Below are 15,592 nucleotides of genomic sequence, written 5' to 3'. Positions count from 1 at the left end.
GTCGGGGGGGACGGTCGGGGTACCGGCCGGGCCGGTACCCCGATGGCGTCCGTCGGTGCTGTCGGCCGGCCCGTCAGTCGGTGCCGTCGAGGTGGCGCCGGATGAGGCGGCAGATCTCCGCGTCCGGGCCCGGCTTGATCATGTCGACGTGGGTGGTCTCGATGTCGTGGTGGTGTACGGAGCCGCTGATCAGTGGCTCCCACTGTCCGCTGTAGGAGTCGTCGGGGTTCTTCGTGGCGTTGAAGTACAGGACGTCTCCGTCGAACACGGGGGGATCGAAGTCCAGCAGCTGCTCCGCACGCCGGCGGAACATGGTGGTCGCGGTCTCCACCAGGCCCTCGCGCTCCCCCTCGTCGACCGAGGTGAGGAAGTAGTTCGCGAAGAACAGCCGCACCTCGTCGTAGTTCAGGGTGCCGTCGATGGTCCGGAACCAGGTGGCGGGCGGGCTGTCGAGGAGCGCGAGCACCGGAACCTCGAAGCCCCGGGTCCGCAGCTCCGCGGCGATCGCCTGGCCGTAGGTGCCGCCGGTGGAGTGGCCGACGAGGTGGAAGGGGCCCTCCGGCTGCACCGCGAGGATCTCCTCCACATACTCGGCGATCATCACATCGGTGGACTCCGGCCCGGTCGAGCCGTCGAAGCCGCGCGCCTGGATCCCGTACACCGGGCGGTCGCCCAGCTTCCCGGCGAAGCCCAGGTACGACCAGCACAGCCCGGCCCCCGGGTGGATGAACCACACGGGCGTCCCGGTGCCGCCCTCCCGCATCGGCAGCACGGTCGCGAAGGGGTCGGCGAACTCGGGGCGGCTGGTGGCGCCGGTCCGCTCCTCCATGTACGCGGCCAGCGTCGCGACGGTCGTCGCCGTGAACATCGCCCGGATCGGGACCCGGACCCCCAGCTCCGCCTGGATCCGGCTGAGCAGCTTGGTGACCTGGAGCGAGTGCCCGCCCAGCTCGAAGAAGCCGTCGTCGAGGCCGACCCGCTCCACATCCAGCACCTCGGCGTACAGCGCGGCCAGGGTCCGCTCCAGCGGGGTGCCCGGGGCGCGGTAGGCGACGCCGGTGAACTCCGGGTCGGGCAGCGCGTCCCGGTCGACCTTCCCGTTCGGGGTCAGCGGCAGCTCGTCGAGGGCGACGAACGCGGCCGGGACCATATGGTCCGGCATCCGCGACTCCAGATGTCCGCGCAGCTCCTCGGTGGTGCCGACGCCGCTCCCGGCGTCCGCGCCGACCAGGTACGCGACGAGCTGCCGGTCGCCGTCGCTCTTCTCCCGGGCGATCACCACGGCCTGGCCCACCGACGCGTGCGCGGTGAGCGCCGACTCGATCTCGCCGAGCTCGACGCGGAAGCCGCGGATCTTCACCTGGTTGTCGGCGCGGCCGTGGAAGTCCAGCTCGCCGTCCTGCGTCCAGGCCACCAGGTCGCCGGTGCGGTACATCCGCTCGCCGGCCTCCCCGAACGGGCAGGCCACGAAGCGCTGTCCGGTCATTCCCGGACGGCCCAGATAGCCGCGGGTCACACCGGCGCCCGCCAGGTACAGCTCGCCGGGCACCCCGACGGGCACCGGCCGGAGCGCCTCGTCCAGGACATAGGCGCGGGTGTTCATGATGGGCCGCCCGATCGGCACCCGGCCGTCGTCGGTCAGCTCGCTCACGGTGACGCCGACGGTGGTCTCCGTCGGGCCGTAGCCGTTGAACATCCGCCGTCCCGGCGCCCAGGCCGCCACCAGCTCCGGCGAGGTCGCCTCGCCGGCGACCATCAGGGACTCGACGGAGGGCAGCGCGTCCGGCTCCATCGTGGCGAGCACGGCGGGCGGGATGATCGCGTGGGTCACCTGGTGCCCGGCGACGGTCTCGGCGAGCGCGCTGCCCGCTGCGAGCCGGTCCGGGTCCGCCATCACCAGCACCGCCCCGGAGAACAGGGACATGCACATCTCGCCGACCGACACGTCGAAGCTGGGCGAGGCGAACTGCAGCACCCGGCTGCCCGAGCTGACCTTGAGCCGGTCCGCGATCACCGCGACCACGTTGGCGAACCCGGTGTGCGTGACCGTGACGCCCTTGGGCTGCCCGGTGGATCCGGAGGTGTAGATGACGTACGCGGCGTTGGCCACCGACAGCGGGCGGACCCGGTCCGCGTCGGTGAGCGGCGCGTCCCCGGCTCCGCCCGGGTCGCCTGCGGCGTCCGCGGGTCCGGCGAACTCCGCTTCGTCCAGCCGCCGCACCTCGGCGGGCAGTTCGGGAAGCTGCCCGGCGGTGTGCTCGTCGGTCAGGATCAGCCGGGTCCCGGAGTCCTCCACCATGAACGTCAGCCGCTCCGCCGGGTAGGCCGGGTCCAGCGGCAGATAGGCGCCGCCGGACTTCAGCACCGCGAGGACCGCCACGCACCACTCGGGCGAGCGGCGCAGGGTGACCCCGACGACCGTCTCCGGGCCGATCCCGCGCCGGGCCAGGACCCGCGCCAGCCGGTTGGCCCGCGCGTCCAGCTCCCGGTAGGTGAGGGCGGTGTCCTCGAAGAGCACGGCGGTGGCGTCCGGCGCCGCGGTGACCTGGCGCTCGAACAGCTCGGGGATGGTCCGCCGGGGGTTGGGCACCGCCGTGTCGTTGAACCGGTACAGCAGCCGCTCCCGCTCGGCGGGCTCCATGATGTCCACCGCGCCGACGGGCACCTCCGGGTCGGCCAGCAGCTGCCGCAGGATCCGCTGGACGCGGCCCGCGACCAGCTCCATGGTCTCCCGGCTGACGGCCCTGCGCTGGTACTGCAGGATCATGCGCAGATACGGCTCGGAGTCGGCGGCCAGGCCCATCAGATACGGGGCTCCGGTGGACGGGCGGATGCCGGTGACGGTGATGCCCGCCGCGCTGTGCGCCTCGTCCAGGCCCTCCTTGTCCACCGGGAACGACTGGAACAGCACGATGGTGTTGAACAGCTCGTTCAGCCCTGTGACCCGCTGGATGCGGTGCAGCCCGTAGTGGTGGTGGTCCAGCAGCGCCGTCTGCCGCTCCTGGAGCCGCCGCAGCACCGCGCCGAGGGTGTCGCCGGGCGCGTACTCCACCCGCACGGGCAGGGTGTTGATGAACGGGCCCACCATCTGGTCGACGCCGGGCACGGCGGGCGGGCGGCCGGAGACGGTGGTCCCGAAGATCACGTCCTGGCGGCCCGTCAGCTGGCCGAGCAGCACCGACCAGACGCCCTGGACCAGGGTGTTCATGGACACCCCGAGCTCGGCGGCGCGCCGCTGCAGCCCGCGGGCGTCCTCCATCGGCAGCGGGACGTCGACCTGCCCGACGCGCTCGTCCTGCGCGGCCGCGACGTCCTGCGCCAGCTCGGGCCGCAGCAGGGTGGGTTCGGCGACCCCGGCCAGCTCCTCGGCCCAGGCCCGGTCGGCGGCCTCCTGGTCCCGCTGGGAGAGCCAGACCAGGAAGTCCCGGAACTCGGGGGCCCGCGGCAGCACCGTCACATCGCCGCCCGCCGCGTACAGCCGCACCAGGTCCTGCACCAGCACCGGGAAGGACCAGCCGTCGAACAGCACATGGTGGACGGTCAGCACCAGTTCGGCGCGCTCCGGCTCCGTACGGACCAGCGCGAACCGCAGCAGCGGCGGCTCGGCCGGGTCGAACTGGTCGTAGTGGTCCTCGGCGAGGAGCCGCTGGAACGCCTCCTCGCGCTCCTGCTCGCCCAGGCCGCGCAGGTCCACGTCCCGCCAGGGCACCTGGACGCCGTCCACGACGAGCTGCACCAGTTCGCCGTCGGCGCCGGAGACGAACGCCGCCCTGAGGTTGGCGTACCGGTCCAGCAGGGCCTGCGCCGCAGCGCGCATCCTGGCGGGGTCGACCTCGCCGTGCACATGGAAGGCGATCTGCACCAGGTACGGGTCGAAGGCGCCCTCCTCCAGGCGCATGGTCTCGTACATCAGGCCGAACTGGAGCGGGGTGAGCGACCAGGCGTCGGCCAGGCCCGGGTAGCGCTCCTCCCACGCGTCGATCTGGCCCTGGTCGGCCGCCACCAGCGGCAGGTCCGACGGGGTCAGTCCGCCGCCCGCCGGCCCGTCTGCGTGCCGGGTCAGCGCCTCCAGCGCCGCGCACCACAGGTCGGTCAGCCGCTGGGCCGCCTCCCGGTCGAGCACCCCCGCCGGGAAGGCGACCCGGGCCTTCAGCCGCGGGCCGTCCTCGGTGTCGGTGACATACGCGCTGACGTCCAGCGTCGAGAGCGCGGGCATGTCCGCGTCCAGGTCCGCCGTCATACCGACCGTGTCGGGCGCCAGCGCCCAGCCGAGGCCCCGCAGCTGCTCCGGCAGCTCGTCCGCGGCGATCCGGCCCAGGTAGTTGAACGAGATCTGGCCGCTGGAGTGGGTCGCCAGCTCCCCGCCGGTCACCGGGTTGAGGTGGCGCAGCAGCCCGTAGCCGAGTCCCTTGTCGGGGATGGCCAGCAGCTGCTCCTTGACGGCCTTGACCACGGCGCCGACGGCCGGGCCGCCCGCGAACGCCTCGTCCAGATCGGCCTCGCCGACGTCCAGCCGGACGGGGAACATGCTGGTGAACCAGCCCACGGTGCGGGACAGGTCGGCCCCGGGCACCGCCTGCTCCTCGCGGCCGTGCCCCTCCAGCCGGATCAGAGCCGAGGACTCCTCGACGCCGCGCTCCCGGCGCCACCGCGCGACGGCGAGGGCCAGCGCGGCCAGCAGGCCGTCGTTGACCCCGCCGTGGAACGCCGCGGGCACCCGGGTCAGCAGCGACTCGGTCACCGGCTCCGGCAGCTCGGCCGCGACGGACTCCACCGTGGACATCACATCCACCGCGGGGTTCAGGGCGCGCGAGCCGAGCAGCGGGTCAGGGCCCTCGACCAGGCTGCGCCACAGATCCAGCTCGTCCACCCGGTCCGGCTCCGACGCCGCTTCCTCCAGCGCGTGCGCCCAGCGGCGCGCCGAGGTGCCCACCGGGGGCAGTTCGGGCGTGCGGCCGTCCCGCACCCGCTGCCACGCCTCGGCGAGGTCGGGCACCAGGATCCGCCAGGACACGCCGTCGACGACGAGGTGGTGCAGCACGATGAGCAGCCGCCCTGCGCCCGGTGCGGCGTCGAACCACACGAACTGCGCCATCACCCCGCCGGACGGGTCCAGCCGGCCGGTGGCGCCGTCCAGTTCGGCCTGCGCCGTCCGCCGCCACCGCGCGTCCCAGTCGCCGGAGCAGCTCACCCGGCGCAGCAGCGGGGCCGCCTCGACGGTGCCGGGCTCGGTGATGCGCAGGCTGCCGCCGGGGACCAGCCGGGAACGCAGGATGTCGTGGTGGTCCAGGACCGCGGTCAGCACCGCGCCGAGGCCCGCCTCGTCGATCTCCGCAGGCAGCTCCAGGACGGCGGACATGGAGAACCGGCCGAAGCCGCCGCCCAGCTCCCTGAAGTGCCGGGCGACCGGCGGGAGCGGCAGGTCGCCGACGCCGCCGCCGTCCAGCTCGGCCAGCGGCGGTGCGGCGCCGGCCCCGGCCGTGGCGACCTGGGCCAGTTCGGCGACGGTCCGCTGCTCGAAGACCTGCCGGGGCGACACCTCGACGCCCTGGGCGCGGGCGCGCGAGACGACCTGGATGGAGCGGATGCTGTCGCCGCCGATGGCGAAGAAGTCGTCGTCGATGCCCACCCGCTCCAGGGCGAGGACGTCGGCGTAGACCCCGGCGAGGATCTCCTCCTCCGCCGTGCGCGGCGGCCGGTAGGCGCCGCTGGTGAGCTGCGGCTGGGGCAGCGCAGCGCGGTCCAGCTTGCCGTTGGGGGCCAGCGGCAGCCGGTCCAGCATCACCAGCACCGAGGGGACCATGTACTCCGGCAGCCGGGCCGCGGCGTAGCGGCGCAGCTCGCGCACGGTGATCCCGGCGGTCATATCGGCTTCCACATGGCCCTCGGCGTCCACCATGCCGCCGTCGTCGCCGCCCGCGGCGACGACATAGCCGATCAGCTGGGTGCTGCCCCGGTGCCCCTCGCGGGTGGTCACCACGGCCTGCGCCACGCCGGGGTGCCGGGTGAGCACCGCCTCGACCTCGCCGGGCTCGATGCGCAGGCCGCGCACCTTCACCTGGGCGTCGCCGCGTCCGGCGTACTCCAGCCGGCCGTCCGCCGTCCACCGTGCCAGGTCGCCGGTGCGGTACATCCGCGCGCCGGGCCCGCCGAACGGGTCGGCCACGAACCGCTCCGCGGTCAGCGCCCCGCGCCCGTGGTAGCCGCGCGCCACCGAGCCGGCCACGTACAGCTCGCCGACCACGCCGACCGGGACCGGCCGCAGGCCGGAGCCGAGCACGTAGGTGCGCATATTGCCGAGCGGGGAGCCGATCGGGGCGGCGCCGCCCGCGCTCCACTCGGCGTCGGCCGGAACGGAGAAGGCGGTGGCGTAGAAGCTCTCGGTCTGGCCGTAGGAGTTCACCACCCGGACGCCGGGGATGGCCTCCCGTACCCGCGCCACCAGGGACGCGGGCAGCGCCTCGCCGGCGAAGACCACGGCCTCCGCTTCGATCCTCCCGGCCAGCTGGTCCAGCAGCTCGGCGAAGACGGAGGGCACCGTGCTGATCACGCCGCCGCTCCAGCCGCCGCGCTCGCCCAGCGTCAGCACGTCGCGGACCACCTCGACGGTGCCGCCCGCGGCGAGCGTGGTGATCGTCTCGAACACCGATACGTCGAAGTTCACGGACGTGGCCGCGAGCACCCGGGTGCCGGCGCCGACGCCGACCGCTTCCGCGAGCCGCAGCACGTCGTTGACGACGGTGGCGTGCGGGACCACCGCGCCCTTGGGCACCCCGGTCGAGCCGGAGGTGTACATCACGTACGCGGCCCGCTGCGGCTCGGCCCTGCGGCCGAGGGGCGCGGCGTCGCCGACTTCGCCGACATCCAGGTCCACCTCGTCGACCAGCAGATGCGGCACTCCGGTGTCCGGCAGCACCCCGGCCGTGACCGTGTCGGTGAGCACCAGCCGGGGCCGGGCGTCGGACAGGATGAAGTCGAGCCGCCTGCTGGGGTACTTCGGGTCGATCGGCAGATACGCCGCGCCCGCCTTCCACACCGCCAGCGTGGCCACCACGAGCTCCGCCGTGCGCGGCAGGGCCAGCCCCACCACCTTCTCGGCGCCGACCCCGCGCTCGGCCAGCACATGGGCGAGCCGGTTCGCGCGGGTGTCCAGCTCCCGGTAGGTGAGCGACCTGTCGCCGTAGACCACCGCGACGGCGTCCGGCGTCTCGGCGGCGCGGCGCTCGACGAGCTCCACCGCCGACAGCGCGGGCACCGGCCGCTCCGTGTCGTTGAACTCCCGCAGCACCGCCTCGTGCTCGGCGGGCTCCAGCAGCTCCACGCCGCCCACCCGCAGGTCCGGGTCGTCCGCGAGCTGCTCCAGGACCTTGACGAAGCGGGCGGCGAACTGCTCAGCCGTCCGTGCGTCGTACAGGTCGGTGGCGTACTCCAGCAGGCCCACCACGCCCCTGCCGGGGATGTCGGCCAGGTTGAAGAAGAGGTCGAACTTGGCGGTCTCGGAGCGCACCCGCTCGAACTCCACCCGCAGGCCGGGCAGGCTGAAGTCCCTGCGGTCGAAGTTCTGCCAGGCGAACATCACCTGGAACAGCGGCGAGTACGCGGTGGACCGCTCCGGGTTCAGCGCCTCCACCAGGCGCTCGAACGGCACGTCCTGGTTGTCGTACGCGGTCAGGGACTTCTCCCGGACCCGCTCCAGCAGGTCGGCGAAGGCGGGGTTGCCCGCGAGGTCGGCGCGCAGCACCCAGGTGTTGACGAAGAACCCGACCAGGTCCTGGAGGGCCTCGTCGGTGCGGCCCGCGATCGGGGAGCCGATCGTGATGTCGTCGCCCGCGCCGAGCTGGTGCAGCAGCACCGCGAGCCCGGCGTGCAGCACCATCGACACCGTCGCGCCGCGCTCCTGGGCCAGCTCCTCCAGCCGGGCCACGACCCGCGGGTCGAGGGAGAACTCCACCGCGGCGCCCTCGTGCGAGGCCACCGGCGGGCGCGGGCGGTCGGTGGGCAGCCGCACCGGCTGCGGCACGCCCGCCAGCTCGTCCCGCCAGTAGTCCACCTGGGTGGACAGCACGCTGCCGGGGTCGGTCTCGTCGCCCAGCAGCTCCTGCTGCCACAGCGTGTAGTCGGCGTACTGCACCGGCAGTTCCGCCCACTGCGGCTCCGCGCCCCGCACCCGGGCCGCGTACGCGGTGGACAGGTCCCGCGCCAGCGGCGCCATCGAGGAGCCGTCGCTGGCGACGTGGTGGATCAGCAGCAGCAGTACGTGTTCTTCCGCGCCGCACCGGAAGAGGGTGGCGCGCACCGGGATCTCCGCCGCCAGGTCGAAGGGCCGGGCGGACGCCTCGGCCATGGCGTCGTCCAGGCCGTCGGCGGCCACCTCGACCACCGGCACCTCGGGGCGCGCCTCGGCCGCGGGCAGCACCCGCTGGTGGGACACCCCGGCGCCGTCGTCGGCGAACACCGTCCGCAGGCTCTCGTGCCGGGCCACCACGTCCCCGACCGCCGCTGCCAGCGCGGTCTCGTCCAGCGCGCCGGTCAGCCGCATCGGGAACGGGGCGTTGTACGTCGCCGAGGGGCCCTCGAAGCGGTCGATGAACCACAGCCGGCGCTGCGCGTAGGACAGCGGCAGCGGGTCCGGGCGCCGGGCGGCGCGCCGCAGCGCGGGACGCACCTGTCCCCCGGCGGGCAGCCGCTCGGCCAGCTCGGCGACGGTCGCCGAGGCGAACACCTCGCGGATGTGGACCTCGACGCCCAGCGCGGCGCGGATCCGGCTGACGAGCCGGGTGGCGAGCAGCGAGTGCCCGCCGAGGGCGAAGAAGTCGTCGTCGATGCCGACCCGGTCCAGGCCGAGCACCTCGGCGAACAGCCCGCACAGCACCTCCTCGCGGGGGGTGCGGGGGGCGCGCCCCGTGGCCGCGGCGGCGAAGTCCGGCGCGGGCAGGGCCCGCCGGTCCAGCTTCCCGTTCGGCGTCAGCGGCACCTCCGCGATGGCCACCACGGAGGACGGCACCAGGTGCTCCGGCAGCCGCTCCTGCAGATAGCCGCGGAGCGCGCCGACCAGGACGCCGATCCGGCCCGCTGCCGCGGGGTCGTTCGCCGTGGTCCGGTCGCGGCGCCCGGAGGGCGTGAAGCCGCCGGAGAGCACCTGCCCGTCCACGGGGCCGCCGGGGAAGATCACCGCGTCGAAGCACTCGGCGGCGGCGGACGACCAGGTCACCAGCGCGCCCCAGCCGCGTTCGGCGGCCCACTCGCGCAGGTCCTGCGGGTCGAGTGCGGGGCCCGCCGGCACCGGCGCGTCGATCAGCGCCAGCGCGGCGGCCGCCTCGACCTCGCCGGTGAGCCGCGCGTTCGGGATCCGCGTCACCCGCACCGGGCCGCCGTCCTGGGCCCGGCAGTGCTCCGCCAGGGCTTCGAGGTCGGCCAGCGGGCGGCCCCACGGGAGCGCCGGCGCGTCGTGCAGCGACACGGCGTCCGCGCCGGTCTTGTGCAGCACCACCTCGTAGCGGTGCCGGGTCAGCTCGTTGTGCGGGCGGCCGGGCTTGAGCCGGATGTCGACGGCGCCCGCGCCGTGCCGGTCGGCCCAGCCGGTGAACCACTCCGGGTCGAGGACGAGTTCCTTCTCCATCAGCATCGCGCGGGCGACGGCGGCCCGCGCCACCGATGCCGGGGCCTCCGGGTGCAGCGCCCGCTGCACCCCGGCGCGGAACAGCCGCAGGGAGCCCGCGTACCGCACGTCGCCGACGAGGATCCGCCCGCCGGGGGCGAGCAGGTCCATCGCCTGGGCCAGGACTCGGTCCAGGTAGTCGGCGTCGGGGAAGTACTGGACGATGGAGTTGAGCACGACGATGTCGAAGTGCTCGCGCGGCAGCCCCGAGGTGTCGTCGGCGTTCTGGTGCCGCAGCCGCACCCGGTCCGCGCAGCCGACCTGCTCCACCTGGCCGCGCAGCCGCTCGATCACGGCGGCCGACATGTCGGTGCCCCAGTACTCCTCGGTGCCGGAGACGAGCTGCGACATCAGCAGCCCGGTGCCGACGCCGATCTCCAGCACCCGGCGCGGCGCCCAGCAGCCGATCTGCGCCACCGCCGCGTCCCGCCACTCGGCCATCTCCGGCAGCGGGATGGGCGCCCCGGTGTAGCTGGACATCCACCCGGTGAAGTCCTCGCCCCAGGCGGCGTCGGAGGCCGAGTAGATCTGGTCGTAGATCTGCTCCCACTCGTCGACCTGCTCCACCGCGTCCGCGGTGTCGGAGCCCTCCCCGCTGGGGACCACGTAGCCGACCAGACGGCGCTCGCCGGAGCGGTCGTCGTCCCAGGTGACGACGGCCTGGGCGACGCCGGAGTGCGCCACCAGGGCCGCCTCGACCTCGCCGGGCTCGACGCGGAAGCCGCGGATCTTCACCTGCGCGTCCACCCGGCCCTGGAAGGCCAGTTCGCCGCCCTCGGTCCAGGCCACCACGTCACCGGTGCGGTACATCCGCTCGCCCGGCCCGCCGAACGGGCAGGCCACGAACCGCTCCGCCGACAGCGCGGCGCGGCCCACATAGCCGCGGGCCAGGCCCGCGCCCGCGATGTACAGCTCGCCGGGCACGCCGGGCGGCACCGGGCGCAGGGCGCTGTCGAGCACGTACACCCGCATGTTGTCCATGGGGCGGCCGATCGGGACCGGCTCGATCACGTCGTCGGCGGACGGCATCGGGTGGCAGGCGGCGAACGTCGTCGTCTCCGTCGGCCCGTAGCCGTCGACGACCGTCAGATCCGGGCAGGTGCGCAGCACGCGCTCGGCCGCGGCCGGGGACACCACGTCGCCGCCGGTCCAGACCTCGCGTACGCCGGCGAAGCACTCCGGGCGCTCGTCGGCGATCACCTTGAACAGGCCGGCGGTCAGCCACAGCGCGGTGACCTCCTGCTCGGCCAGCACGGTGGCGAGCGTCTCCGGGTCCAGCCGGCCGGGCGGGGGCACGACGACCCGGCCTCCGCCCAGCAGCGGGGTCCACAGCTCGTAGGTCGCGGCGTCGAACGCCTGCGGCGAGTGCAGCAGCACCCGCTCATGGGCGCCGCCCCGGTAGCGGCGGTCCAGCGCCAGGCCCGTCACGGCGCGGTGGGTGACGGCGACGCCCTTGGGCACGCCGGTCGAGCCCGAGGTGTACATCACGTACGCCAGCTGGTCCCCGTGCGCCGGCCGGGAGCCGGCCGGCTTCCCGTCCGGTGCCGCGGCGACGGCGGCGGCCGTGGCCGGGTCGTCGAGGACGACGCGCGGGCAGCCGGTGCCGGGCAGCACGGCGGCGCTGTCCGCGTCGGTCAGCAGCAGCGCGGGGCCGGCGTCGCGCAGCATGAACTCCAGGCGCTCGGCCGGGTAGTCGGGGTCCACCGGGAGGTAGGCGCCGCCGGCCTTGAGCACCGCCAGCAGCGCGACGACCAGCTCGGCGGAGCGCGGCAGCGCCACCCCGACCACGGACTCTCGGCCCACGCCGCGCCCGGTCAGCACGTGTGCCAGCCGGTTGGCCCGGGTGTCCAGCTCGCGGTAGGTGAGGGTGCCGGCGCCGCAGGCGAGGGCGACGGCGTCCGGTGTGCCGGCGGCGCGCTCCTCGAACACCTCGGGCACGCCGAGCGCGGGCACCTCGGCCGCCGTGTCGTTGAACGTGCCGAGCACCCGGTCCCGTACGGCGGGCTCCAGCACCTCCATGGCGGCGACCGGCGCCTCCGGGTCGGTCAGCAGCCGCCGGAGGATCCGCCCGAACCGCTCGGCGATGCCCTCGACGGTCGCGGCGTCGAACAGGTGGTGCTGGTACTGCAGGGCCACCCGCAGGTGCGGGTCGCCGAAGGCCATCACGACCAGCGGGTAGTGGGCGCCGCTGATCGGGCTGAGGGAGTCGATCTCGATGCCCGCTGCGGCGTTGGCCTCCGCGAGCGCGGCCCGGTCGATGGGGAAGGACTCGAAGCCGACGAGAGTGTCGAACAGGACCGGCAGCCCCGTCGACTGGTGGATCTCGACCAGCCCGTGGTGATGGTGGTCCAGCAGCGCGCTCTGCCGCTGCTGGAGGCCGGTCAGCAGCTCCCGCAGGGACGCCGCCGGGGCGCAGTCCACCCGCACCGGGAGGGTGTTGATGAACAGTCCGACCATCGCGTCGACGCCGTCCACGGCCGGCGGGCGGCCGGACACGGCGGCGCCGAACACCACGTCCTGGCGCCCGGTCAGCTCCGCCAGCAGCAGCGCCCAGGTGCCCTGCACCAGGGTGTTCAGGGAGAGCCCCAGCTCGGCGGCGTGCCGGCCGAGCTCCCGCGCGTCGTCGGCGGACAGCGGTACGTCGATCTGCCCGATGCCGCCCGGCTCGGTGCCCTCGGGGCTGTCGGGGGCGAGCAGGGTGGGCGCCTCCAGCCCGGCCAGCTCGTCCGTCCACGCCCGCGCCGCCGCCTCGCGGTCCTGTCCGGCCAGCCACACCAGGAAGTCCCGGTAGCCGCGCGCCCGGGGCAGCACCGCGGGGTCCCCGCCGCTGCCGTAGAGCCGCAGCAGGTCCTCCATCAGCAGCGGCACCGACCAGCCGTCGAACAGCACATGGTGGGCCGTGAGGATCAGCTCCCAGCGGTCCGCCGCGAGCTTCACCAGGGATATCCGCAGCAGCGGGGCCGCGGCCAGGTCGAAGTGGGTGTCGTGGTCCTGCTTCAGGAACGCCTTGAGCGCCTCGTCGCGCTCGGCGCCGTCCAGGCTGCTGAGGTCGCGGTGCTGCCACGGCAGCGCCACGCGGCCCTGTACGACCTGCACCCGGTCGCCCGCCGAGTCCGCGGCGAACGCGACCCGCAGGCTGGCGTACCGGTCCAGCAGCGCCTGCCCGGCCGCCCGCATCCGGGCCGGGTCGACCTCGCCGGAGAGGTGGAAGACCAGCTGCATCTGGTACGCGTCGAAGGTGGAGCCGGCCAGCATGGCGTGGAACAGCAGCCCGGACTGCATGGCCGTGAGCGGCCATACGTCGGCCAGCCCGGGGTAGCGCCGCTCCCACACCTCCAGCTCGCTCTGGGTCACCGGCACCAGCGGCACGTCCGACGGCGTCAGGCCGCCCGCGCCCGGCCCGGCGGCGTGCCGGGCCAGCGTCTCCAGCGCCGAGCGCCACAGGTCGGCCAGCTCCCGCACGTCCTCGCGGGAGAGCACGCCGCCGGGGAAGGCGATGCGTGCCGCGAGCTGCGGGCCCTGCGTGGTCTCGGTGACGAGCGCGTTGACGTCCAGCACGGAGAGCGCGGGCATGTCCGCGTCGGGGTCGGCGACCAGCTCGGCGGTGCCCTCGGCCTGGGTCCAGCCCAGCCCGCGCAGCTGCTCGGGCATGTCCGACGCCGCGTACCGGCCCAGGTAGTTGAAGCCGATCTGGCCGGTCGGGCAGCGCCGCAGCACCTCGGCGGCCTGGGGGTTGAGGTAGCGCAGCAGGCCGTAGCCGATGCCGTGGTCCGGCACCGCCAGCAGCTGCTCCTTGACCGCCTTGACGGCCGCGCCCGCGGCGGGCCCGCCGGCCAGCGCGTCGTCGAGGTCCACCCCGGCGATGTCGAGGCGGACCGGGTACATGGTGGTGAACCAGCCCACCGTGCGGGACAGGTCGGCCCCCGGGACGACGTCCTGTTCGCGGCCGTGGCCCTCCAGGCGCAGCAGCACCGAGGACTCCTCGACGCCCCGGGCCCGCCGCCACTGGCCGACGGCGAGGGCGAGCGCGGTCAGCAGGCCGTCGTTGACACCGCCGTGGAACGCCGCGGGCAGCGCGGTCAGCAGCGACTCGGTGGCCCGCACCGGCAGCCGCACCCACTCGTGCTCCACCGTGGACATCACGTCCACCGCGGGGTCCAGATCCCGGCTGCCGAGCCGCGGGTCGGGGCCGGAGACCACCGAGCGCCACGTCGCCAGCTCGGCCGTCCGCTCGGCGGACACCGCCTCGTCGGCCAGCGCGTGCGCCCAGCGCCGCGCCGAGGTGCCCACCGGGGCGAGCTGCGGCGCCTGGCCGTCCCGCACCTGCCGCCAGGCGGCGGCGAGGTCCGGCAGCAGGATCCGCCAGGACACGCCGTCGACGACGAAGTGGTGCAGCACGATCAGCAGCCGCCCTGCGCCCGGTGCGGCGTCGAACCACACGAACTGCGCCATCGTCCCGGCGGCGGGGTCGAGCCGTCCGGTGGCGGCGTCCAGCTCCGCTGCGGCCAGCCGCTGCCACGCGTCGTCCCACCGGCCGTCGCACGCGACGCGGTGGATCAGTCCGGCCGCCGCCACCGAGCCCGGCGCCGCCGTCTCCAGCCCCGGGGCCTCGTGGCCGCCGCCGGCGGGCACGAGCCGCGCGCGCAGGATGTCGTGCCGGTCCAGCACCGCGTCCAGCGTCGCGGACAGCCCGTCCTGGCCGATTCCCTCCGGCAGCTCGACCACCATGGACATGGAGAACCGGTCGGTGCCGCCGCCCAGCTCCGTGAGGTACGCGCCGACCGGCGGCAGCGGCATCCGGCCCACGCCGCCGCCCTCCAGCTCCGCCAGCGCCTCGGCGGCCGGGCCGCCCGCGCCTGCCACCTCGGCCAGCTCGGCCACGGTGCGGTGCTCGAAGATCTGCCGCGGGGTGACCTCGACTCCCTGCGCCTGGGCGCGGGAGACCACCTGGATGGCGCGGATGCTGTCGCCGCCGATGGTGAAGAAGTCGTCGTCGATACCGACCTGCTCCAGCCCGAGCACATCGGCGTAGACCTGGGCCAGGGCCCGCTCGGCGGCCTTCCGGGGAGCCCGGTACTCGCCGCCGCTGAACTCGGGCGCCGGCAGCGCCGTACGGTCCAGCTTGCCGTTGGGGGCCAGCGGCAGCCGGTCCAGCATGACGAACACCGCCGGAACCATGAACTCCGGCAGCCGGTCGGCGACGAAGCGCCGCAGTTCCCGCGCGGACACACTGGTGGTGAGGTCCACCTCCAGGTCGCGGAGGCTGTCCACGCTGCCGAGTCCGCTCGTGTCGGCCTCCACCGGGACGACGTAGCCGACGAGCTGCCTGCTGCCCCGGCTCTCTCCGGTGGTGACGACGGCGTGGGCGACGCCGGGATGCCGGGTGAGTACCGCCTCGATCTCGCCCGGTTCGATCCGGAACCCGCGCACCTTCACCTGCGCATCCCCGCGCCCGACATACTCCAGCACACCCTGCGCCGTCCACCGCGCCAGATCACCCGTGCGATACATCCGCTCACCGGACCCGCCAAACGGATCGGCCACAAACCGCTCCGCAGTCAACGCCCCCCGCCCGTGATACCCACGCGCCACCGAACCAGCCACATACAACTCACCCACCACACCAACCGGCACCGGCCGCAGACCAGAACCAAGCACATAAGCACGCACAGCACCCAGCGGAGAACCAATCGGAGCCGCCCCACCCACACCCCACTCCGCATCAGCCGCAACAGAGAACGCCGTCGCATAAAAACTCTCCGTCTGCCCATACGAATTCACCACCCGCACCCCCGGAAGGGCCTCCCGCACCCGCGCCACCAACGACCCCGGCAACGCCTCCCCCGCAAACACCACCGCATCCGGACACACCCGCCCCGCCACCTGATCCAACAACTCCGCAAACACCGACGGCACCGAACTCACCACACCACC

The 15,592-nt window shown here is 74.5% G+C and carries 1 protein-coding gene; it reads right to left on the bottom strand.

The window, feature by feature from the left end:
* Window positions 1–73 precede the first annotated feature (73 nt).
* Window positions 74–15,592: non-ribosomal peptide synthetase (locus G5C65_RS40735; RefSeq protein WP_206441852.1), on the bottom strand; the 15,519-nt coding region annotated here is incomplete at its 5' end.

Origin of the sequence: Streptomyces boncukensis (assembly GCF_011045075.1) — a bacterium.
GTDB lineage: Bacteria > Actinomycetota > Actinomycetes > Streptomycetales > Streptomycetaceae > Streptomyces > Streptomyces boncukensis.
The sequence above is the reverse complement of the archived record's forward strand: the minus strand, read 5'-3'. Positions and strand labels throughout refer to the sequence as shown.